Genomic DNA, 18,352 nt, shown 5'->3' with positions numbered 1-18,352 from the left:
GAACCGGAGTCGTCAACTTTCCTTGACAGTCAAGGAAAGTTGACCGTTCCAGTCCGGACATGTGGTTGAGACCCGCCGTCGACACGCTCATCGGACCGTGATCCCTTCGGCCGCCATCGCTTCCTTCACCTGACCGATGGTCAGCTCGCGGAAGTGGAACACACTGGCCGCCAGGACAGCGTCGGCACCGGCCTGCACCGCGGGTGCGAAGTGGTCGACGGCGCCCGCTCCCCCGCTCGCGATCACCGGCACGCTGACCGCGGCACGCACCGCCCGCAGCATCGCCAGGTCGAATCCGGCCTTGGTGCCGTCGGCGTCCATCGAGTTGAGCAGGATCTCCCCGACGCCGAGTTCGGCTCCGCGCGTGGCCCATTCGACGGCGTCGATGCCGGTGCCGCGACGGCCGCCGTGGGTCGTCACCTCCCAGCCTGACGGGGTCGGTTCGGAGCCTGCCGGCACGGTGCGGGCATCCACTGACAGCACGATGCACTGCGAACCGAACTGGCGCGACAGCTCCGACAGCAGTTCGGGCCGGGCGATGGCGGCAGTGTTGACCGAGACCTTGTCGGCGCCGGCACGCAGCAGCGTGTCGACGTCCTCGACCGAGCGCACACCGCCACCGACGGTCAGGGGGATGAACACCTGCTCGGCGGTGCGGCGCACCACCTCGAGCATGGTCGAGCGGCCCGACGACGACGCGGTGACATCCAGGAATGTCAGCTCGTCGGCGCCCTCGGCGTCGTACGCGGCGGCCAGCTCGACGGGATCGCCGGCGTCCCGCAGGTTCTCGAAGTTGACGCCCTTGACCACCCGGCCGCCGTCGACGTCCAGGCACGGGATGACGCGCGTTGCGAGACTCACAGGTAATCCTCCGGAATGCCAACGGATTTCACGATCTCCAGCATCCTCTCGTGCACACCGGGCGCAGCGGCCAGCGCAGACTTCGAATCGGCCGTCCACGGCTCACCGGCCAGGTCGGTGACGATACCGCCCGCGGCCCGCACCAGAGCCACGCCTGCCGCGTGGTCCCAGATGTGGTGACCGAAGCTGATCGCGCCGCCGAGGATGCCGGCGCCGACGTAGGCCAGGTCGAGGCCCGTGGCCCCGTGCATGCGCACCCGCGAGCATTCCCGCGTCAGGCCCGACAGGACCGCATTGCGCCACCGGCCCGGGAACCGGCCCTTCGAATCGATGTTGAAGGTCTGGATGCCGATGATCGATTCGGCCAGTGTGGTCGGGGCGAGCGGCGGCAATACCGTGTCCCCGTCGCGGACGGGACCGTCCACGGTCGCGACGTAGCGCTGGCCCATGAACGGCAGCCAGGTCAGCCCGGCGACCGGAGTCCCCCGCCACAGCAGGCCGAGCAGGATGGCCGCCATGGGCGAACCGGCGGCGTAGTTGAACGTGCCGTCGATGGGGTCGAGCACCCACACCAGTTCGGAATCGATGGGCTCACCACCGAATTCCTCACCGTGCACACCGATTCCGGTCGCGGCCGTCAGCGCCGAAACCACCTGGCGTTCGATGGCCAGGTCGATCTCGGTGGCGAAGTCGTTGCCCTTCTTGCGCACTGCCGCATCGGCCTGGTGGCCGGCGATGAACGGGGCGACAGCATCGTCGAGGATGCTGGTCGCCGCGGCGACCAGCTCTGCCAACCTCGCCGGTTCGATCACTTAACCGCAGCCAGCGCCTCAGGCAGCGTGAACCGCTCTGCGTACAAGGCCTTTCCGACGATGGCGCCCTCGACGCCCTGCCCGGTCAGCGTGGCGATGGCGCGCAGGTCGTCCAGGCTCGACACGCCGCCCGATGCGATGATCGGCGCGTTGGTGCGACCGGCCACGGTGCTCAGCAGATCGAGGTTCGGACCGGTCAGCGTGCCGTCCTTGGTGACGTCGGTGACGACGTAACGCGAACAGCCTTCGCCATCAAGGCGTTCCAGCACCTCCCACAGGTCGCCGCCGTCGGTCTCCCAGCCGCGGCCACGCAGGCGCCAGCTGCCGTTCTCGAACTGCACGTCCAGGCCGACGGCGACGCGGTCGCCGTACTCGCCGATGGCGCGCTTGCACCACTCCGGGCTCTCCAGCGCTGCGGTGCCGATGTTCACGCGGGCGCAGCCGGTGTCCATGGCCGCTTTGAGCGACTCGTCGTCACGGATGCCACCGGAAAGCTCCACCGCCACATCGAGTTTGCCGACGACCTCGGCCAGCAGTTCCCGGTTGCTGCCCCGGCCGAACGCGGCGTCCAGGTCCACCAGGTGCACCCACTCGGCACCGTCGCGCTGCCAGGTCTGCGCCGCCTCCAGCGCCGAACCGTAATCGGTCTCGCTGCCGGCCTTGCCCTGCACCAGCCGCACCGCCTTGCCGTCGACCACGTCAACGGCCGGCAACAGAATCAAACTCATAGCCCCTCAACCCAATTCGCCAACAGCGTCGCACCTGCGTCGCCGCTCTTCTCCGGATGAAACTGTGTCGCCGACAACGCGCCGTCTTCGACGGCGGCGATGAACGGCACGTGATGCGTGGCCCAGGTGACCTTCGCGTCGGCATGGCCGCCCCACTGCTGGGCGGCGTAGGAATGCACGAAGTAGAACCGGGTGTCGGCGTCGAGCCCCTTGAACAGGGTGCTGTCGGCGGCAGCATCGACGGTGTTCCAGCCCATGTGCGGAATCACCGGCGCGTCCAGCCGGGTGACCTCACCCGGCCACTGCCCGCAGCCTTCGGTCTGCACCCCGAACTCCACGCCCTTCGAGAACAGAATCTGCATGCCGACGCACACACCCAGCACCGGGTGACCCGCGGCCAGCCGGTCGGCGATGATCTTCTCGCCGCCGATCGACCGCAGACCGGTCATGCAGGCCTCGTAGGCGCCGACACCGGGCACCACCAGACCGTCGGCGGCAGCCGCGGCAGCGGCGTCGGCGGTGACCTCGACGTCAGCGCCGACCCGCTCGAGGGCGCGCTGCGCGGACCGGAGATTGCCCGAGCCGTAGTCCAGAACGACGAGTTTCTTTGTCACAGAGTGCCCTTGGTCGACGGCACGCCGGCCACCCGCGGGTCGGGTTCGACGGCCTGACGCAGCGCGCGCGCCACGGCCTTGTACTGCGCCTCGGTGATGTGGTGCGGGTCGCGGCCGTACAGCGTGCGCACGTGCAGCGCGATCTTGGCGTTGAAGGCCAGCGATTCGAACACGTGCCGGTTGATCACGGTGTGGTACGGCACCGAGGACCCGGCGATGGTGAAGGACACCATCGACTCCGGTTCACCGGTGTGCACGAAGTACGGACGGCCCGAAACGTCAACGGCCGCATGGGCCAGGGTCTCGTCCATCGGGATGAACGCGTCGCCGAACCGGCGGATGCCCTTCTTGTCGCCCAGGGCCTGGCCGAGCGCCTGGCCCAGGACGATGGCGGTGTCCTCGACGGTGTGGTGACCCTCGATCTCGACGTCACCCTTGGCGTGCACCGTCAGATCGAAGCTGGCGTGCGTGCCCAGGGAGGTCAGCATGTGGTCGAAGAACGGCACCCCGGTGCTGATGTCGACCTGGCCGGTGCCGTCCAGATCGATCTCGACGACGATGCTCGACTCTTTGGTGGTGCGTTCCACGCGGGCGCGGCGGGTCATGAAACTCCTTGTGGGGCTAGTTCCGTTGCGGCGAGCTTGGCGCTGACTTCCAGCAGGGCGTCGTTCTCCGCGGCCAAACCGACGGTGGTGCGCAGGAATCCGGGGATTCCGACGTCGCGGATCAGCACGCCGGCGTCCAGGTAGCGCTGCCAGGTCGCCGCGGCATCGGCGAACTCGCCGAACAGGATGAAGTTGGCGTCACTGGGGATCACCCGGAAACCCATGCCGGACAACGCCGCTGCCACCCGGTCCCGCTCCGAAGCCAAGGTGGCGACGCTGCTCAGCGTCTCATCGGCATGTCGCAGCGCGGCACGCGCGGCCGCCTGCGTCAGGACCGACAGGTGATACGGCAACCGCACCAGCAGCATCGCGTCGATCACGGCAGGATCGGCCACGAGGTAGCCCAGCCGCCCGCCGGCGAAGGCGAACGCCTTGCTCATGGTGCGGCTGATGATCAGCTTGGCCGGGTACTCGGCGAGCAGCGCGACACCGCTGGGCTGCGACGAGAATTCGCCGTACGCCTCGTCGAGGATCAGCACACCGGGCGTGACGTCCAGCAGGCGGCGCAGGTCGGCGAGCGGAACGCTCTGCCCGGTCGGGTTGTTGGGACTGGTCACGAAGACGACGTCGGGCCGCTGCGCCTCGATGGCGGCCACCGCCACGTCGACGTCGAGGCCGAAATCGGTCGCCCGGGTGGCCGACAGCCATTCGGTCTGGGTGCCGTCCGAGATGATGGGGTGCATCGAGTACGACGGCACGAAACCGATGGCGCTGCGGCCCGGCCCGCCGAACGCCTGCAGCAGCTGCTGCAGGATTTCATTGGAACCGTTTGCCGCCCACAGGTTTTCCGCCGTCAACACGACGCCCGTCTGCGCCTGCATGTACGCGGCCAGATCGGTGCGCAGCGCCATGGCGTCGCGGTCCGGGTAGCGGTGCAACTCGGCGGCGGCCGCGGCGACCGATGCGGCGACGTCGTCGACCAGCGCCGGTGTCGGCGGGTGCGGGTTCTCGTTGGTGTTGAGCCGCACCGGCACCACGAGTTGCGGTGCGCCGTACGGCGATTTGCCGCGCAGGTTCTCCCGCAGCGGCAGGTCGGCCAGGGAGATCTTCTTACCCATCAGCGTTCGAACCTCCGGCGCACAGCCTCACCGTGCGCCGGCAGGTTCTCTGCCGTGGCCAGCGTGATCACGTGACCCGCAACGTCTTTCAGGGCCGCCTCGGTGTAGTCGACGACGTGGATGCCACGCAGGAACGTCTGCACCGACAGGCCACTGGAGTGCCGCGCGCAACCGGCGGTCGGCAGCACGTGGTTGGACCCGGCGCAGTAGTCGCCAAGGCTCACCGGCGACCAGGCGCCGACGAAAATGGCGCCCGCCGAACGGATTCGGCCGGCGACCTCAGCGGCGTCGACGGTCTGGATCTCCAGGTGCTCGGCGGCGTAGGCGTTCACCACCCGCACCCCGGTGTCGAGGTCGTCGACCAGCACGATGGCCGACTGCTTGCCGTTCAGCGCGACCGTCACCCGCTCACGGTGCAGCGTCGTGGCGACCTGCGCGGCCACCTCCACATCGGTGGCGTCGGCCAGCTTCTCACTGGTGGTGACCAGCACGCTGGCCGCCATCTCGTCGTGCTCGGCCTGGCTGATCAGATCGGCGGCGATGTGCACCGCGTCGGCCGAGTGGTCGGCCAGGATCGCGATCTCCGTCGGGCCGGCCTCGGCGTCGATGCCCACCTGGGAACGGCAGATGCGCTTGGCGGCCGTGACGAAGATGTTGCCCGGGCCGGTGATCATGTCGACCGGCGCGAGCTCTTCGCCGGTCGTGTCCACGCCGCCGTAAGCCAGCAGCGCGATGCCCTGGGCACCGCCGACGGCCCACACCTCGTCGACCCCGAGCAGAGCTGCCGCGGCGAGGATGGTCGGGTGCGGCAGTCCGCCGTGGTCCTTCTGCGGCGGGCTGGCGATCACCAGGGAGTCGACGCCGGCGGTCTGGGCCGGGACGACGTTCATCACGACGCTCGACGGGTAGACAGCGTTGCCGCCGGGGACGTACAGCCCGACGCGCTCGACCGGGACCCACCGTTCGGTGACGGTGGCGCCCGGGGCCAGCGTCGTGGTGGTGTCGGTGCGCCGCTGGTCGGCGTGCACGGCACGGGTCCGCTCGATCGCGACCTCGAGCGCCACCCGCACGTCGGCGGGCAGGCGGGTCAGCGCGGCGTCCAGCTCCGCCTTGGGGACGCGCACGGCGGCCGGCCGCACGCCGTCGAAGGACTCGCCGTATTCGAGGGCCGCCACCGCACCGCGTTCGACCACCGCGTCGACGATCGGGCGTACCTTGGGCAGCACCGAATCCACGTCGACACCGCCTCGGGGCAGCACCGCTCGCAACTGCGCCGCGGACAGCTGCTGACCTCGCAAATCGATACGCGAGAGCTTCACTGCAGTGTTCACCCCACTATTCTCCCAGAGCAGGCCAAATCGAATACGGAGGCGTCATGTCAAGCCGTCAGGACCACCCCAACAACGCCGCCGGCGTGCCGATGATCTTCCCGGTGTGGTTGGAGAACTTCCAGATCAAGTACATCAACCCGGCGTTGCGCCCGTTGTCCAAGAAGCTGCCCGGGTTCTCGGTCATCAAGCATCGCGGCCGCAAGTCGGGTAAGGAATTCGAGACCATCGTCACCTCGTACCGCAAGGGCGATGTGCTGGCGATCGGGCTGGCCCACGGCAAGACCAACTGGGTCAAGAACGTGCTCGCCGCCGGCGAGGCCGACATCCACGTCGCGCGCAAGGATCTGCACCTGGTGAATCCGCGCATCCTGCCCGCGGGCACCGATGACCCGTCGTTGCCGCGGATCGCGCGGATCGTGGCCAAGCGCAGCGGCGTTTTCGTCGCCGACATTGCCCACTGACAAACCGGGGGCCACGCTGATCGTCAGCGTGGCCCCCGGTCCGTCAACGGCTACTTGCAGATGTCGTTGATCTGCTTGCTGTCGGCGCCGGCGTCGTCCAGGCGCACCTTCTGCTGCGGATCGTCGGTCTGAGCGCCGGCCGTCGCCGCGGCCCCGATGTCCAAGAGGGTGTTGGCGTACTTGCGCGCCGCCGTCGCGAGGTCGGCCGGGGCGGCCGGGTCGATCCGGTTCAGCAGGTACTGGCCACCGGTGATCAGCGCCAGGCGCGCGTTGGCGGCCACGGCGAGGGCACCCGTGGTGTCGTCCGGCCCGCCGGGGACCGCCAGGTTGGTGTTGATCGCGATGCCCTTGCTGACGGTCTTCATGGCGTCACAGAGCGCGATCTTGGCCGTGTCCTGCTCGGCCTCGGTGTACTTCTTGTCCTGGTTCTTCACCGCGTACAGCGCGTAGCCGCCGATGCCGGCGGCGATCAGGCCGATGACCACGGCCGCAATCGCGATGATCTGCGTGACGGACATCGAACCCGACGTCTCGTCGGTGTCCTTTGCGGCTTTGCTCAGCGTGGTGGTCTTGTCTTCGGTCTTCTCGTCTTCCGCCATGCTCGTGATAGTAGCGGCCGAGTTACGTATCGAGGCCGACGTCGAGCACCCGCACCGAATGCGTCAGCGCACCGATGGCGAGGAAGTCGACACCGGTCGAGGCGTAGGCCGCGGCCGACTCCAGACTGAGCCCACCCGACGATTCCAGCTTGGTGCCGGGTGCGCGGGCGTCACGGCGCTGCACCGCGATCTGCGTCTGCCAGACCGGGAAGTTGTCCAGCAACACCAATTCGACGTTCTCACCGAGGATTTCGTCGAGCTGCTCGAGCGAATCCACCTCGACCTCGCACGGCAGATCCGGCGCCACCGCACGGACCGCCTGCAGGGCCGCGAGCACCGATCCGGCAGCCGCGACGTGGTTGTCCTTGATCAGGGCGGCATCGCCCAGCCCCAGCCGATGGTTGACACCGCCGCCGACGCGCACCGCGTACTTCTGCAACAACCGCAATCCGGGCAACGTCTTTCGGGTGTCACGGATGGCGGCCTCGGTCCCGGCCACCTCCTGCACCCAACGCGCCGTCTCGGTGGCGATGCCCGAAAGGTGGCAGACGATGTTCAGCATCGTGCGTTCGGCCGTCAGCAGGGCCCGTGTCGGCGCTTCGACGGTCAGCACAGCATCGCCGGGCTTGACCTCGGCGCCGTCCTCGGCGCGGTCGCGGATCTTGTAGGCGCCCTCCCCGATCACCTTGTCCAGCACCAGAACCGCGATGTCCAGACCCGCGATGACGCCCGGCTGTCGCGACACCATCGACGCGACCGTGGTGGCGTCGGCCGGCACGGTCGCCACCGAGGTGACGTCCGGCCCGTAGCGCAGATCCTCGTCGAGCGCGCGATCGATGATCGCGTGCGCGTCGGCCAATTCGGCTGCGGTCAATGCCATCAGTTACACGCTCCTATCGGCAGGGCGGCCACGGCGCGCCCGGCGGCGTCCAGCCGCACGTCGATCGATACCCCGAACGCCGGATCGCGGTCCGGTCGGTCACTGCGGTGGTGGCAGCCACGGGATTCCGCACGGACTGCTGCCGCGGCAGCAACCGCCGACGCCGTCACGGTCAGGGCCGCATCCTCGACGGCGGCCCGGTCCGACATGGCCGTACCGCAGGCGCCGGCGAGCAACTCGCTCAGCCGGTCCAGTCCAGCGGCATCGCGCACGACCGAGGCGTACCTGGTCATGTCGCGTTGCAGGGCATGGCGATCCAACGCGGGCCGCTTGCCCAGATCCGGCTCCGGCACGCGGTTTCCACCGGCGCCGCGGGCCTGCTCGGCCGCCGCACGACCGGCGCGGCCGCCAACCACCAGTCCTTCCAGCAGGCTGTTGGAGGCCAGGCGATTACCGCCGTGCATACCGGTGCGTCCGACCTCACCGGCGGCGTACAGGCCGGCCATCTCGGTGCGGCCGTACACGTCGGTGACCACACCCCCGCAGCTGTAATGGGCGCCCGGCACCACCGGAATCGGTTGGCGCGCAGGGTCGATGCCGGCCGCCAGGCATGCGGCCGTGACCGTCGGGAATCGGGCGGCGACGTCGGGGACGCCACGAGCATCGAGGAAGACGTAGTCGTCGCCGGTGGCCGCGAGGCGGGCATCGATGGCGGCGGCCACGACGTCGCGCGGGGCCAGGTCGCCCATCGGGTGCACGCCGTCGGTCACCGAGTCGCCGCGAACGTCACGCAGGATGGCCCCTTCGCCGCGCAAGGCCTCGGTGATCAGCGGGCACCGGCCGCCGGCCGCGCCGGTGTACAGCATGGTCGGGTGAAACTGGACGAATTCGATGTCGCGGACCGGCAATCCGGCGCGCAGCGCCAGGGCGATGCCGTCGCCCGTCGAACCGTCCGGGTTGGTCGTCGCGGTGTACAGCTGCCCCAGGCCACCGGTCGCCAGGATCACCGACGGCGCCGTCAGCACGCCAGGTCCGTCCGGGCTCAGCACCAGCAGGCCGCTGACCGCTCCGTCGTGGTGCAACACCTGCAGCGCAACATGATTGGGCCGGATGTCGAGCGTCTGGGTGGCGGCGGCCAGGGCACGCTGCACCTCGGCGCCGGTGGCATCGCCACCGGCGTGGATGATGCGGCGGCGGCTGTGCCCACCCTCGCGGGTCAGGGACCAGGCCCCCGGCCCGACCTCGTCGAAAGCCGCACCGGCGCCGACCAATTCACGCACGGCGGCATAGCCGTCGGCGACGATCGAGGTGACCGCGTCGACATCGCACAAGCCGGCCCCGGCCGCGACGGTGTCGGCGACGTGCGCCTGCACCGAGTCATCGGTGTCGGGGATGACGACCGCGATGCCACCCTGGGCGTAAGCGGTGGCCGTCTCACCGGACTTGCCGACGACCACGACGCGGCTGCCGGCCAGCTGGGCGGCACGCGCCGCCGCCAGGCCCGCGACCCCCGTACCGACGACGATGACGTCGGCGCGCTGGCGCCAGTAGCCACGGCCGCCGCAGGCGACCGACCGGCCCGCGTGGGCGCTCACGCTATTCCCCGCCGCCGGGCTGCCCGATCCCGATCATGCGCTGCACGCTCAACCGAGCTGCGGCCGCGACATCTTCGTCGACGTGAACTTCGTCGGCACCGTCCCGCAGGCAGCGCAGCAGCGCGGCCGGCGTGATCATCTTCATGTACGGGCAGGAGGCCCGATCGTTGACGGCGAGGAACTCGGTTTCCGGTGCGGCACGGCGCAACTGGTGCAGCATGCCGATCTCGGTGGCGACCAGGACCTGCTTGGCGTGGGTCTCGCGGGCGGCGTCGAGCATGCCGCCGGTCGACAGGATCTTCACGCGGTCGTCGGGTACGGCACCCTCGCCGGCCAGATAGAGAGCCGAAGTGGCGCAACCGCATTCGGGGTGCACGAAGAGTTCGGCGTCGGGGTGCGAGCGGGCCTGGTCGGCGAGTTCGTCACCGTTGATGCCGGCGTGCACGTGGCATTCGCCGGCCCAGATGTGCAGGTTGTCCCGGCCCGTCATGCGGCGCACGTGCGCGCCGAGGAACTGGTCCGGGCAGAACAGCACGGTCTTGTCCGCGGGGATCGAGGCGACGACCTCGACCGCGTTGGACGAGGTGCAGCAAATGTCGGTGAGGGCTTTGACGGCCGCAGTGGTGTTCACGTAGGACACCACGACGGCGTCCGGGTAGTCGGCCTTCCAAGCCCGCAGGTCGTCGGCGGTGATCGAGTCGGCCAGCGAGCAGCCCGCCCGCTGGTCCGGGATCAGCACGGTCTTGGCCGGCGAGAGGATTTTCGCGGTCTCGGCCATGAAGTGCACACCGCAGAACACGATGGTGTCCTCGGCGGCGTCCGCGGCGATACGCGACAGCGCCAGCGAGTCGCCCACGTGGTCGGCGATGTCCTGAATCTCGGGCAGCTGGTAGTTGTGCGCGAGGATTGTGGCGTTGCGCTCCTTGGCGAGGCGACGCACTTCGTCTGCCCACTGCCCGTCGGCGACCACGTCGCCGAAACCTTCGAACTCCGCCGCACGGTCCAGAACCGTCATGGCCGTCTCCTTTGAACCTGGCCAGGTTTTCGACTTATGATCGAAAACATGCCACATACTAGCACTGCACACGGAATGTTCACCTTCGTGTACCGCGTGCGACAGCAGCCGGCCTGACGGTCACCCGCCCTACCAGCAAAGACGGCGCCGGACGACCGGGCCGATTCTCACTCCGCGTCGATCTCGGGACGATTCCGATAGTTCTGCCAGATCTGCCGGGTCTGGGCCGCGATGGCATCGTTCGCAGCTCCGCTGCCGTCCCACAGTCCCCGGGCGGAAACCAGCACGATGGGCCAGAAGTACGCCGCGACATCGCGCACCTGGCGGATCGGGATGCCCGTGGCCACGGCGGCGTAGTGCAGCCAGTAGTCGTCCGCGCGGGGGCACACGTGGGCGAACGCTTCACCCCGATCCCGCAGCGCCCCAAGCAGTTCCGGCGGATAGGCCACACCGGACACACCTGTCGCGAACACCGTCTCGGAGGCTTCGGTCGTGGTGCACATCGGCCACGTTCGGTACGGACCGTCGCTGCGCATGCGCGCGCGGAAAGCGGTGACCTCGCCGGGCCGGTGCGCCGCGAGCAGCTCCGCGAGCCAGGTGGGCGGGTAGTAGACGTCGTCGTCCGCCGTGACAAGGGTGCGGCCGGGTTCGTCCGGCAGTACCTCGTTGGTATACGGGAAGTACTTCTTGTGCGGCCCGTAGTCGCGGCAATGACGAATTTCCAGCCCACGTGCCTGCAACCGCTTCAATGTCGCCGGCGGATCGACGCACGCGTCGCGGTCATCGAGCCACAGAATCAGCCGACGCGGCTTGACGGTGCCGGTGCCGATGGTCTCGATCGTTTGCCACACCGTGGCAATCCGCTTGCCATAACTCGTCAATGACACATTGGCGGCACCGGTGCCGACGACCGGCTCAACGGAACTGTGGTTTCTGGCGAGCAGGCGCGGGCCGAGTGTGCCCAGCTCGGCGAGGGTGCAAACCCAACCCATCGGGTCTCTTGGCCGAATGCCGACATTGCGCATGGCCCACCGGCCTTCCCCCGCACGACGAACACGAAGCTTTGCTGCAATCGAGCGTGAGTCTACTGGCTGGGCGGAGATTCTTCTTTTCGAAGATCACGCGCCTATGGGCGACCGGGCTGCACCTCGTCCAGTGTCGGCAATTTCCACAGCATGCCCTGCTCGAGGTCGAAACTCATCGGCTTGTAGGGCAGCAGACCGCTGCCGGGATACGGCGTGAACTCCCCGAACCACACATCGCCATCGACGGCGTAGAGGTCGATGCGAATGAAGTCCCAGCCCGCCCCCAAGGCCCGGGCAATGTCGGACATCTTGTCGAGTTCCTTGGGCCGCGGCTCATCGACAACCAGCCGCTCTCCTTGTCGCACCGAGAACTGTCGCCACTCCGCGTCCAGGAAGGTGGCGGTCAGATTCTTGCCAAACCGGCCACGGTTGACCTGGATCAGCTCGATCCGCCCATCGAAGACGAAGAACTTGTAGTCCGTCGGCGGCTTGCCGTCCGGTGTGGGAATGCGCTCCTCGATGAGCAGCAACGGGCGGGCCTGGCTGTAGCCCCACTCCCCCAACTCCATCGGCGTCTCGTGCAGCCAGGTCTCCGTGTTCCTCAGGAGCGCAGCGAGATCCACGCCCGTGTCCGGCCCGAACAATGCATGCCCGCTGCTGTGGTTGGGCTTGAGCACCCAGGGTGGCAGCTGCGACAGATCGGGGGCATCCCGCAGATCAACGCCCGACCACAGCGTCTTCGCAATGCGCAGATCCGCGGCGGGATACGCCTCCCGCGCCATCTCCTTCATCGACATCTTGTCGCAGGCCCTGACGATTCGGTCCCGCCGGTCGTTCAGGATGCGCCAGTTCACCTTCTCGTTGAAGGTCTGCGGATTGGTGAAATTGCCGCGCGCGCCCATCACCGTCGCGAAGAGCGCTTTCCGCATCAGTCGCTTCGGAATCATGTCGACCACCCAGCGACGTGCCGGCACCAGCCACGCGGGCGTCCTCCTGTACTTCAGCGCCATGCCAGTTCCTACCCCCGAGAATATATTTGCGTTGCTGTACATCACCCGAGCCAAGTAGGAGCCGCCCGCAACAATCACTTTCTGAGTGCATTGCAGCGCTCTTACCTGGCGTTTCAAGTGATCCACGGCAATATAACAGTATTGTTTTTACTTCTTTGAAACTTTGCGCAGTTTGCTGCAGATTCATCCGTTTGACCGACAGCAACGTCCGGCCGCCATCTACCGCGGGGCTCGATGGCCACTTTTGATCTCCCACGTTTTCGACTTAAAATCGAAAACGTGACGGATGTGGGCACTGCGCATGAAGTGCTCGCCGTCGTCTTCCAGGTGCGCGATCTGGACAGCAAGAGGCCGCAGCTCAGCGTGCTGCTCTGGGAGCGCGCCATGGAGCCGCAACGCGGCGCGTGGTCCCTGCCCGGCGGTCAGCTGCGGCACGACGAAGACATGGTCAGTTCCGTCCGGCGCCAGCTCGCCGAGAAGGTCGACCTGCGCGAACTGACGCACCTCGAGCAGCTCGCGGTCTTCTCCGAGCCCAAGCGCGTGCCCGGCCCGCGCACCATCGCGTCGACCTTCCTGGGCCTGGTGCCCTCCCCCGCCACACCCGAACTGCCGGGCGACACGCGCTGGCATCCGGTGTCCGCGCTGCCACCCATGGCCTTCGACCACGGCCCGATGATCACGCACGCGCACGCCCGGCTGGTCGCCAAGATGTCGTACACCAACATCGGATTCGCCTTGGCGCCAAAGGAATTCACCCTCACCACCCTGCGGGACATCTACGCCGCCACACTGGGCCACCAGGTCGACCCGACCAATCTGCAGCGCGTGCTGGCCCGCCGCGGCGTCATCACCCCGACCGGCACGACGGCCCGTTCCGGCCGCAGCGGCGGCCGACCAGCCGCGCTGTACCGGTTCACCGACTCGACATACCGCGTCACCGACGAGTTCGCCGCGCTACGCCCGCCTAGTTAGCCGCTCTACGCACCGTGACGTAGGTCACTTTCCGGCCACATTTCGCGAGCCGGAATTGGTTTTTAAGGGTTCCTTAAGACATGATTTCCCGATGACCATGGGCAATGCAGCCAGGGCGTTCGACGCCGAGTGGATCGGCCAGCCGTACCACGAGGAACTCCAGTCCGGCATCCGCCCGCTGCGGCCCAGCGACGACGCGTTCTACGTGCCGCCCGTCGGCTTCGAACTCACCGCACCCGGCACCGTCCTGCGGTCCCGCGACGTCGAGCTCGGATTCATGGGCGTCATCCCCCAGGGCGTCACCGCCACCCAGCTGCTGTACCGCAGCACCGACCTGAGCGGCAGCGCGCAGGCCGCCGTGACCACCGTCCTGCTGCCCGTCGGCCACAACGCCGACACGCGCTGCCCCATCGTGTCGTACCAGTGCGCCATCGACGCCGTCTCCGACGCCTGCTTCCCGTCCTACGCCCTCCGCCGCCGCGCCCGCGCCCTCGGCTCGGTAGCGCAGCTCGAGTACATGCTCGTCGCCGCAGTCCTGGCGCAGGGCTGGGCGGTGTCCATCCCGGACCACGAAGGCACCGACGGCATCTGGGGCGCGCCGCACGAGCCCGGGTACCACATCCTCGACGGCCTGCGCGCCGCCATCAACACCGAATCACTCGGCCTGCACGCCGACGCGCCGATTGGCCTCTGGGGCTACTCGGGCGGTGGCCTCGCCAGCGCCTGGGCCGCAGAGGAATACGCCAACTACGCGCCCGAGCTCAACGTCGTCGGCGCCGCCCTCGGCTCGCCGGTCGGTGACCTGGCCGAGGTGTTCCGCCAGCTCAACGGCACTTCCAAAGCCGGCCTGCCCGCCACGGTGATCGCCGCCCTCATGCACATCTACCCCGGCCTCAAGCGCGTCATCCATGAGCACGCGACCGAGGCCGGCAAGGCCATGCTGCGCAACATCGAGGGCATGACCACCGGCGAGGCGGTGCTGCGGCACGCCGGACTCGACTTCGACACCTTGCTGAAGTCGCCGCTGCAGGAGGTGCTCGACACTCCCGAGGTGCAGCACGTCTTCGAGAGCATCAAGCTCGGCAAGACCGCGCCCACCCCGCCACTGCTCATCATGCAGGCCGTGTACGACCAGATCATCTCCGTCGGCAACATCGACGAGCTGACCGACACCTACGTCATGGGCGGCTCGCACGTGACCTACCACCGCGACATCCTCAGCGAGCACATTGCGCTGCACCCGCTGGCCGCGCCGATGACGCTGAACTGGCTCGCCGAACGGTTCGACGGCAAGCCGCTGGGCCCGACGGTGCGTACGTCGTGGCCGGCCCTCCTGAACCCGGCGACCTACCTCGGCCTGCTCAAGCTGGGCGTCGTCAGCACGAAGGTTCTGCTGGGACTTCCGATTGGGCGTCGGTAGCCACCGGAGCGGCGGCGGCCGGTAGCCGGACCGGCGCCGGCTCCACCGGCGGCCAGGCGCCCAGGTCGTCGCGCTTGGTCGCCAGCGTGCAGAACAGGTAGACCAGCGCGGCAATGCCGGCCGGGAAGATCAACGTTGTGGCGATGACCCACGGCGAGTGGCCGAAGAACACCGGCGGCGCCTCGACGAGGTAACCGACCCGATGCTCGGGAGACAACGGCGCGCCCGCGAGATCCGGTGTCCCGTAACGCCAATGCGCGACGACAGCGCCCACGCCCGTGAGCGCGCCCGCGGCAGCCACATTGCCGAGTGCCAGCGCGCCGGCCAGCAGCGGCCCGCGATGCGCGCGCCACTGCCACACCAATGTCGCGGCCACGACGGCGATCACCGTCAGCAGACCGACCGCCAACGCACCGCCCAGGAACACCCGGTCCGATTCGTCACCGAAGTACCCGTGAATGCGCTGACCCTTCTTGGTCAGCGCGACGACGGCGTCGACCGGCGGGGCGAGAAACGCCCACACCACGCCACCGAGCGCGCCGGTCACCGCCAGGCCGACGACGACCCGCAGCACCGCGGCGCGATGCGAAAGCGTTGGCGCCGAGGCTGTTTCAGCGGGCTGAGTCACCGTTGAGTTTCCAGGTCCTTCGAGTCCACGACCCCGTGCCGCGAGCACTTGGCCCACCAACCGTCGGGGCGTACCTGCACCACCATGCGTCGGCCGCATTCGGCGCACCAGCGGGGCGCCTCCAGACCGAGCTGAGCCGTGGTCGGCATGACGGCGCCGTCGACGGCATCCGCCGCGACACCGGTGTACACGTTGAACTTGCCGGCACTGACGGGTGCGGGCAATTCTCTGGTCATCACGTCTAGTTCTACAGGGTGGCGTTCAGAGCCTTGATCGGCATCTGCAGATCGTCCAGCAGTTCCAGGTCCGACTCGGCCGGGCGACCCAGCGTCGTCAGGTAGTTGCCGACGATGACGGCGTTGATGCCGCCCAGGATGCCCTGCTTGGCGCCCAGGTCGCCGAGGGTGATCTCGCGGCCGCCGGCGAAGCGCAGCATGGTGCGCGGCATGGCCAGGCGGAACGCGGCGACGGCGCGCAGCGCGTCGGCGGCCGGCAGCACCTCGAGGTCACCGAACGGGGTGCCCGGGCGCGGGTTCAGGAAGTTCAGCGGGACCTCGTGCGGGTTCAGCTCCGCGAGGTTCGCGGCGAACTCGGCACGCTGCTCCAGCGTCTCGCCCATGCCGAGGATGCCGCCGCAGCAGACCTCCATGCCGGCTTCGCGGACCATCTCCAGCGTCTTCCAGCGCTCTTCCCAGGTGTGGGTCGTGACGACGTTGGGGAAGTACGACTTCGAGGTCTCCAGGTTGTGGTTGTAGCGGTGCACACCCATGGCCTTGAGGCGGTCGACCTGCTCCTGATCGAGCATGCCCAGCGAGCAGGCGATTTGGATGTCGACCTCGTTGCGGATGGCCTCGATGCCGGCGGCCACCTGGGCCAGCAGCCGCTCGTCGGGCCCGCGCACCGCGGCGACGATGCAGAACTCGGTGGCACCGGTCTTGGCGGTCTGCTTCGCGGCTTCGACGAGGCTCGGGACGTCCAGCCACGCGCTGCGCACCGGAGACGCGAAAAGACCCGACTGCGAACAGAAGTGGCAGTCCTCGGGGCAACCGCCGGTCTTGAGGCTGATGATGCCCTCGACCTCAACCTCGGGACCGCACCACTTCATGCGCACGTCGTGCGCGAGGGCCAGCAGGTCTTCCAGTCGGTCGTCGGGCAGCTGCAGAACCTCGAGCACCTGCTCTTGGTTCAGGCCTTCGCCACGCTCGAGCACCTGCTCGCGGGCTACACCCAAAACATCGGTCGCGGCCTGAGTCATCGGCACTCCTTACTTCAGGCCGACTGCGGCCTACAACTTGAACGGTGTTTAGGATACAGACGTGCAACTGCACCGAAGCGACGTGGTGGCCAAGGCCGCCGAAATCCTGGACAACTACGGGATCGCCGACCTGACCATGCGCAGGCTGGCGCGGGAACTGAGCGTCAGCCCCGGCGCCCTGTACTGGCATTTCGCCGACAAACAGGAGCTGCTGGGCGCCGTCGCCGACCGGCTGCTGGCCACCGCGGCGACCGTGCCGGCCGCCGGCACCTGGCCGGACCGCATCGTCGCCCTGTGTTCGGCGCTGCGTGACGCGCTGCTGTCCGCGACCGACGGCGCGGAGCTGGTCTCGGCCAGTTTCTCCGCCGGCCGGTCTGCCGAGCTGAGCCGCATCGTGACTGCTCTCACCGAGGCATGTGCCGAATCGGGGCTCACGGCCCATGACGCCGACCTCGCGGCCCGCACCATCGTCTACTACGTGCTGGGCTTCACCGCCGACGAGCAGTCCCGCATCCAGTGGGACGCGGCCGGCGCCACCGTGGCCGACAGCGACGCGGTGTGGTCCGAAAACGCCGGTGGCCGTTTCGCTTTCGGCCTGGGCCTGCTCGTCGACGGCCTCGCGGCGCACGGGGACGACCGCCAGCCGTCGGTCGACGCCCTGCGCGCCCGGTAGAGCGTCCAGTCGACGCCGCCTGACCGGATCAAAGCGCCAGTACGCATCACTGCGAAGACGTGAAAAGTCCGTGAGTGCAACCACGTTGGCGATCTGCCCGCGGTGATTGCCCTGAGGGACGTCTGAGGGCTTCGAGGCGTACCTGACGTCAATCACGACAGGTGTCGATATCTCGTGATTGAACTCAGGGACATTCGGCCCAGCCGGTTCTCTCCGCGCCCGCGAGGGCGGGTCAGCGGATCTGAATCTCCGTGCGCTCGTTGCCGTTCCACAGCCGCAGCCCGCTGGCGGTGGCGCTGACCTCGGCGGGCCGGCCGGCGATACCGAGGGCGCGGGCAAGCCGGTCCGGCGGGACCCGGCGCGCCAGGGTGACGTGCGGCGTCCAGTCGCCCGGTTCGGTGTGTGGCATGGGGCCCGGCCGCAGGTGTGGCGCGCTGAGCCGGCAGACCTCGGCGTGCAGGTCGATCAGGTCGCGGCTGGGCACCACGAGTCGGGCGAGAATTCCGGCGGAGCGGCCGAACACCATCGTGGCACCGAGGCGGACGGGGAACGCCAACCGGTCGACGACACCGGCGAGTGCCGCCAGCACCGCCTCGTCGATCTGTTGTGCGACGCACAAAGTGGCGTGCGGACGGGCGGCGGGTGGCTGTGCGGCGATGCCCGCATCCCTAAGCCTCGATCCGTGGACTGACTGATTCTGTGAGGACTTTTCGGTTCTGGTCGGGATCATTTTGCTGTGGGCGGCAGTTA

Annotated in this window: 21 protein-coding genes; 4 read left to right on the top strand and 17 right to left on the bottom strand. The window is 68.4% G+C overall.

The window, feature by feature from the left end; translation table 11 throughout:
• Positions 1-87: 87 nt before the first annotated feature.
• From hisF to hisD, 7 genes are read right to left on the bottom strand one after another with little or no spacing between them, the layout of a single operon-like run.
• A complete protein-coding gene (gene hisF / locus ACJH7A_RS17130) occupies positions 88-888 on the bottom strand; it encodes an imidazole glycerol phosphate synthase subunit HisF (RefSeq protein ID WP_168175979.1) in 801 nt (266 codons plus the stop codon).
• Positions 858-1,670: an inositol monophosphatase family protein gene (locus ACJH7A_RS17125; RefSeq protein ID WP_406802419.1), complete on the bottom strand. Its 813-nt coding sequence runs from the start codon at positions 1,668-1,670 to the stop codon at positions 858-860. The genes hisF and ACJH7A_RS17125 overlap by 31 nt, the downstream gene beginning before the upstream one ends.
• On the bottom strand, positions 1,670-2,401 hold the full coding sequence (gene priA, locus ACJH7A_RS17120) for a bifunctional 1-(5-phosphoribosyl)-5-((5-phosphoribosylamino)methylideneamino)imidazole-4-carboxamide isomerase/phosphoribosylanthranilate isomerase PriA (RefSeq protein ID WP_406802394.1): 732 nt from the start codon (positions 2,399-2,401) through the stop codon (positions 1,670-1,672). Before priA ends, ACJH7A_RS17125 begins: the two co-directional genes overlap by 1 nt.
• Positions 2,398-3,015 carry an imidazole glycerol phosphate synthase subunit HisH gene (gene hisH / locus ACJH7A_RS17115; protein ID WP_212813958.1) on the bottom strand — a complete coding sequence of 206 codons (618 nt, stop codon included), beginning with the start codon at positions 3,013-3,015 and terminating at the stop codon, positions 2,398-2,400. Before hisH ends, priA begins: the two co-directional genes overlap by 4 nt.
• The gene (hisB, locus tag ACJH7A_RS17110) at positions 3,012-3,620 is read right to left on the bottom strand and encodes an imidazoleglycerol-phosphate dehydratase HisB (protein ID WP_020103224.1); all 609 of its coding nucleotides are present in this window, start codon (positions 3,618-3,620) and stop codon (positions 3,012-3,014) included. The genes hisH and hisB overlap by 4 nt, the downstream gene beginning before the upstream one ends.
• Positions 3,617-4,738 carry a histidinol-phosphate transaminase gene (locus tag ACJH7A_RS17105; RefSeq protein WP_406802393.1) on the bottom strand — a complete coding sequence of 374 codons (1,122 nt, stop codon included), beginning with the start codon at positions 4,736-4,738 and terminating at the stop codon, positions 3,617-3,619. The genes hisB and ACJH7A_RS17105 overlap by 4 nt, the downstream gene beginning before the upstream one ends.
• Positions 4,738-6,057 carry a histidinol dehydrogenase gene (gene hisD, locus ACJH7A_RS17100; protein ID WP_406775221.1) on the bottom strand — a complete coding sequence of 440 codons (1,320 nt, stop codon included), beginning with the start codon at positions 6,055-6,057 and terminating at the stop codon, positions 4,738-4,740. The genes ACJH7A_RS17105 and hisD overlap by 1 nt, the downstream gene beginning before the upstream one ends.
• Positions 6,058-6,113: 56 nt before the next feature.
• Between hisD and ACJH7A_RS17095 the strand changes: the two genes are divergently transcribed.
• Positions 6,114-6,530 (top strand): nitroreductase family deazaflavin-dependent oxidoreductase, encoded by a 417-nt coding sequence (locus ACJH7A_RS17095; protein ID WP_212813952.1) that lies wholly within the window; start codon positions 6,114-6,116, stop codon positions 6,528-6,530.
• A gap of 50 nt (positions 6,531-6,580) precedes the next feature.
• Here ACJH7A_RS17095 and ACJH7A_RS17090 read toward each other — a convergent pair whose 3' ends face one another.
• The 6 genes from ACJH7A_RS17090 to ACJH7A_RS17065 all read right to left on the bottom strand — a co-directional run bounded on the left by ACJH7A_RS17090 (position 6,581) and on the right by ACJH7A_RS17065 (position 12,780).
• Entirely contained in the window at positions 6,581-7,129 is a 549-nt protein-coding gene (locus tag ACJH7A_RS17090) for a hypothetical protein (RefSeq protein WP_212813950.1), read from the bottom strand.
• Between the two features lie 22 nt (positions 7,130-7,151).
• The gene (gene nadC, locus ACJH7A_RS17085; protein WP_406802392.1) at positions 7,152-8,009 is read right to left on the bottom strand and encodes a carboxylating nicotinate-nucleotide diphosphorylase; all 858 of its coding nucleotides are present in this window, start codon (positions 8,007-8,009) and stop codon (positions 7,152-7,154) included.
• Complete coding sequence (locus ACJH7A_RS17080; protein ID WP_406802391.1) at positions 8,009-9,604, bottom strand: L-aspartate oxidase; 1,596 nt, start codon at positions 9,602-9,604, stop codon at positions 8,009-8,011. Before ACJH7A_RS17080 ends, nadC begins: the two co-directional genes overlap by 1 nt.
• Position 9,605: 1 nt before the next feature.
• Positions 9,606-10,619 carry a quinolinate synthase NadA gene (nadA, locus tag ACJH7A_RS17075; protein WP_020103215.1) on the bottom strand — a complete coding sequence of 338 codons (1,014 nt, stop codon included), beginning with the start codon at positions 10,617-10,619 and terminating at the stop codon, positions 9,606-9,608.
• Positions 10,620-10,786: 167 nt separating this feature from the next.
• Positions 10,787-11,611, bottom strand: coding sequence for a hypothetical protein (locus tag ACJH7A_RS17070; RefSeq protein ID WP_406802389.1), 825 nt, complete (start codon positions 11,609-11,611; stop codon positions 10,787-10,789).
• A gap of 134 nt (positions 11,612-11,745) precedes the next feature.
• Positions 11,746-12,780 carry an ATP-grasp fold amidoligase family protein gene (locus tag ACJH7A_RS17065; RefSeq protein WP_406802388.1) on the bottom strand — a complete coding sequence of 345 codons (1,035 nt, stop codon included), beginning with the start codon at positions 12,778-12,780 and terminating at the stop codon, positions 11,746-11,748.
• A 153-nt stretch (positions 12,781-12,933) separates the two neighbouring features.
• Between ACJH7A_RS17065 and ACJH7A_RS17060 the strand changes: the two genes are divergently transcribed.
• Together ACJH7A_RS17060 and ACJH7A_RS17055 are read left to right on the top strand one after the other, a co-directional pair.
• Positions 12,934-13,626 (top strand): NrtR DNA-binding winged helix domain-containing protein, encoded by a 693-nt coding sequence (locus ACJH7A_RS17060; protein WP_305798837.1) that lies wholly within the window; start codon positions 12,934-12,936, stop codon positions 13,624-13,626.
• A gap of 91 nt (positions 13,627-13,717) precedes the next feature.
• Positions 13,718-15,046, top strand: a complete 1,329-nt coding sequence (locus tag ACJH7A_RS17055; protein WP_406802387.1) for a lipase family protein — start codon at positions 13,718-13,720, stop codon at positions 15,044-15,046.
• Here ACJH7A_RS17055 and ACJH7A_RS17050 read toward each other — a convergent pair.
• Genes ACJH7A_RS17050 through bioB form a run of 3 tightly spaced genes read right to left on the bottom strand, consistent with a single transcriptional unit; the run spans position 15,003 to position 16,929 of the window.
• On the bottom strand, positions 15,003-15,674 hold the full coding sequence (locus ACJH7A_RS17050) for a DUF2567 domain-containing protein (RefSeq protein ID WP_406802386.1): 672 nt from the start codon (positions 15,672-15,674) through the stop codon (positions 15,003-15,005). The two genes, ACJH7A_RS17055 and ACJH7A_RS17050, sit on opposite strands and share 44 nt — an antisense overlap.
• Entirely contained in the window at positions 15,671-15,910 is a 240-nt protein-coding gene (locus ACJH7A_RS17045) for a hypothetical protein (RefSeq protein WP_020103208.1), read from the bottom strand. Before ACJH7A_RS17045 ends, ACJH7A_RS17050 begins: the two co-directional genes overlap by 4 nt.
• A gap of 11 nt (positions 15,911-15,921) precedes the next feature.
• Positions 15,922-16,929, bottom strand: coding sequence for a biotin synthase BioB (bioB, locus tag ACJH7A_RS17040; RefSeq protein WP_061002338.1), 1,008 nt, complete (start codon positions 16,927-16,929; stop codon positions 15,922-15,924).
• A gap of 61 nt (positions 16,930-16,990) precedes the next feature.
• Between bioB and ACJH7A_RS17035 the strand changes: the two genes are divergently transcribed.
• On the top strand, positions 16,991-17,602 hold the full coding sequence (locus ACJH7A_RS17035; protein WP_406802385.1) for a TetR family transcriptional regulator: 612 nt from the start codon (positions 16,991-16,993) through the stop codon (positions 17,600-17,602).
• A 232-nt stretch (positions 17,603-17,834) separates the two neighbouring features.
• Here ACJH7A_RS17035 and ACJH7A_RS17030 read toward each other — a convergent pair whose 3' ends face one another.
• Positions 17,835-18,332, bottom strand: coding sequence for a 2'-5' RNA ligase family protein (locus ACJH7A_RS17030; protein WP_406802418.1), 498 nt, complete (start codon positions 18,330-18,332; stop codon positions 17,835-17,837).
• Positions 18,333-18,352: the final 20 nt, after the last annotated feature.

Origin of the sequence: Mycobacterium sp. SMC-17 (assembly GCF_045310915.1) — a bacterium.
Taxonomy (GTDB): Bacteria; Actinomycetota; Actinomycetes; order Mycobacteriales; family Mycobacteriaceae; genus Mycobacterium.
This window is presented reverse-complemented; position numbering and strand designations above follow the sequence as displayed.

What these genes read in the sequence shown, in the direction of transcription:
- priA (WP_406802394.1), bottom strand. Translation starts at nt 2,401, where the DNA reads ATGAGTTTGATTCTGTTGCCGGCCGTTGACGTGGTCGACGGCAAGGCG.
- hisB (WP_020103224.1), bottom strand. Translation starts at nt 3,620, where the DNA reads ATGACCCGCCGCGCCCGCGTGGAACGCACCACCAAAGAGTCGAGCATC.
- ACJH7A_RS17105 (WP_406802393.1), bottom strand. Translation starts at nt 4,738, where the DNA reads ATGGGTAAGAAGATCTCCCTGGCCGACCTGCCGCTGCGGGAGAACCTG.
- ACJH7A_RS17095 (WP_212813952.1), top strand. Translation starts at nt 6,114, where the DNA reads ATGTCAAGCCGTCAGGACCACCCCAACAACGCCGCCGGCGTGCCGATG.
- ACJH7A_RS17090 (WP_212813950.1), bottom strand. Translation starts at nt 7,129, where the DNA reads ATGGCGGAAGACGAGAAGACCGAAGACAAGACCACCACGCTGAGCAAA.
- nadC (WP_406802392.1), bottom strand. Translation starts at nt 8,009, where the DNA reads ATGGCATTGACCGCAGCCGAATTGGCCGACGCGCACGCGATCATCGAT.
- nadA (WP_020103215.1), bottom strand. Translation starts at nt 10,619, where the DNA reads ATGACGGTTCTGGACCGTGCGGCGGAGTTCGAAGGTTTCGGCGACGTG.
- ACJH7A_RS17070 (WP_406802389.1), bottom strand. Translation starts at nt 11,611, where the DNA reads ATGGGTTGGGTTTGCACCCTCGCCGAGCTGGGCACACTCGGCCCGCGC.
- ACJH7A_RS17055 (WP_406802387.1), top strand. Translation starts at nt 13,718, where the DNA reads ATGACCATGGGCAATGCAGCCAGGGCGTTCGACGCCGAGTGGATCGGC.
- ACJH7A_RS17045 (WP_020103208.1), bottom strand. Translation starts at nt 15,910, where the DNA reads ATGACCAGAGAATTGCCCGCACCCGTCAGTGCCGGCAAGTTCAACGTG.
- bioB (WP_061002338.1), bottom strand. Translation starts at nt 16,929, where the DNA reads ATGACTCAGGCCGCGACCGATGTTTTGGGTGTAGCCCGCGAGCAGGTG.
- ACJH7A_RS17030 (WP_406802418.1), bottom strand. Translation starts at nt 18,332, where the DNA reads ATGATCCCGACCAGAACCGAAAAGTCCTCACAGAATCAGTCAGTCCAC.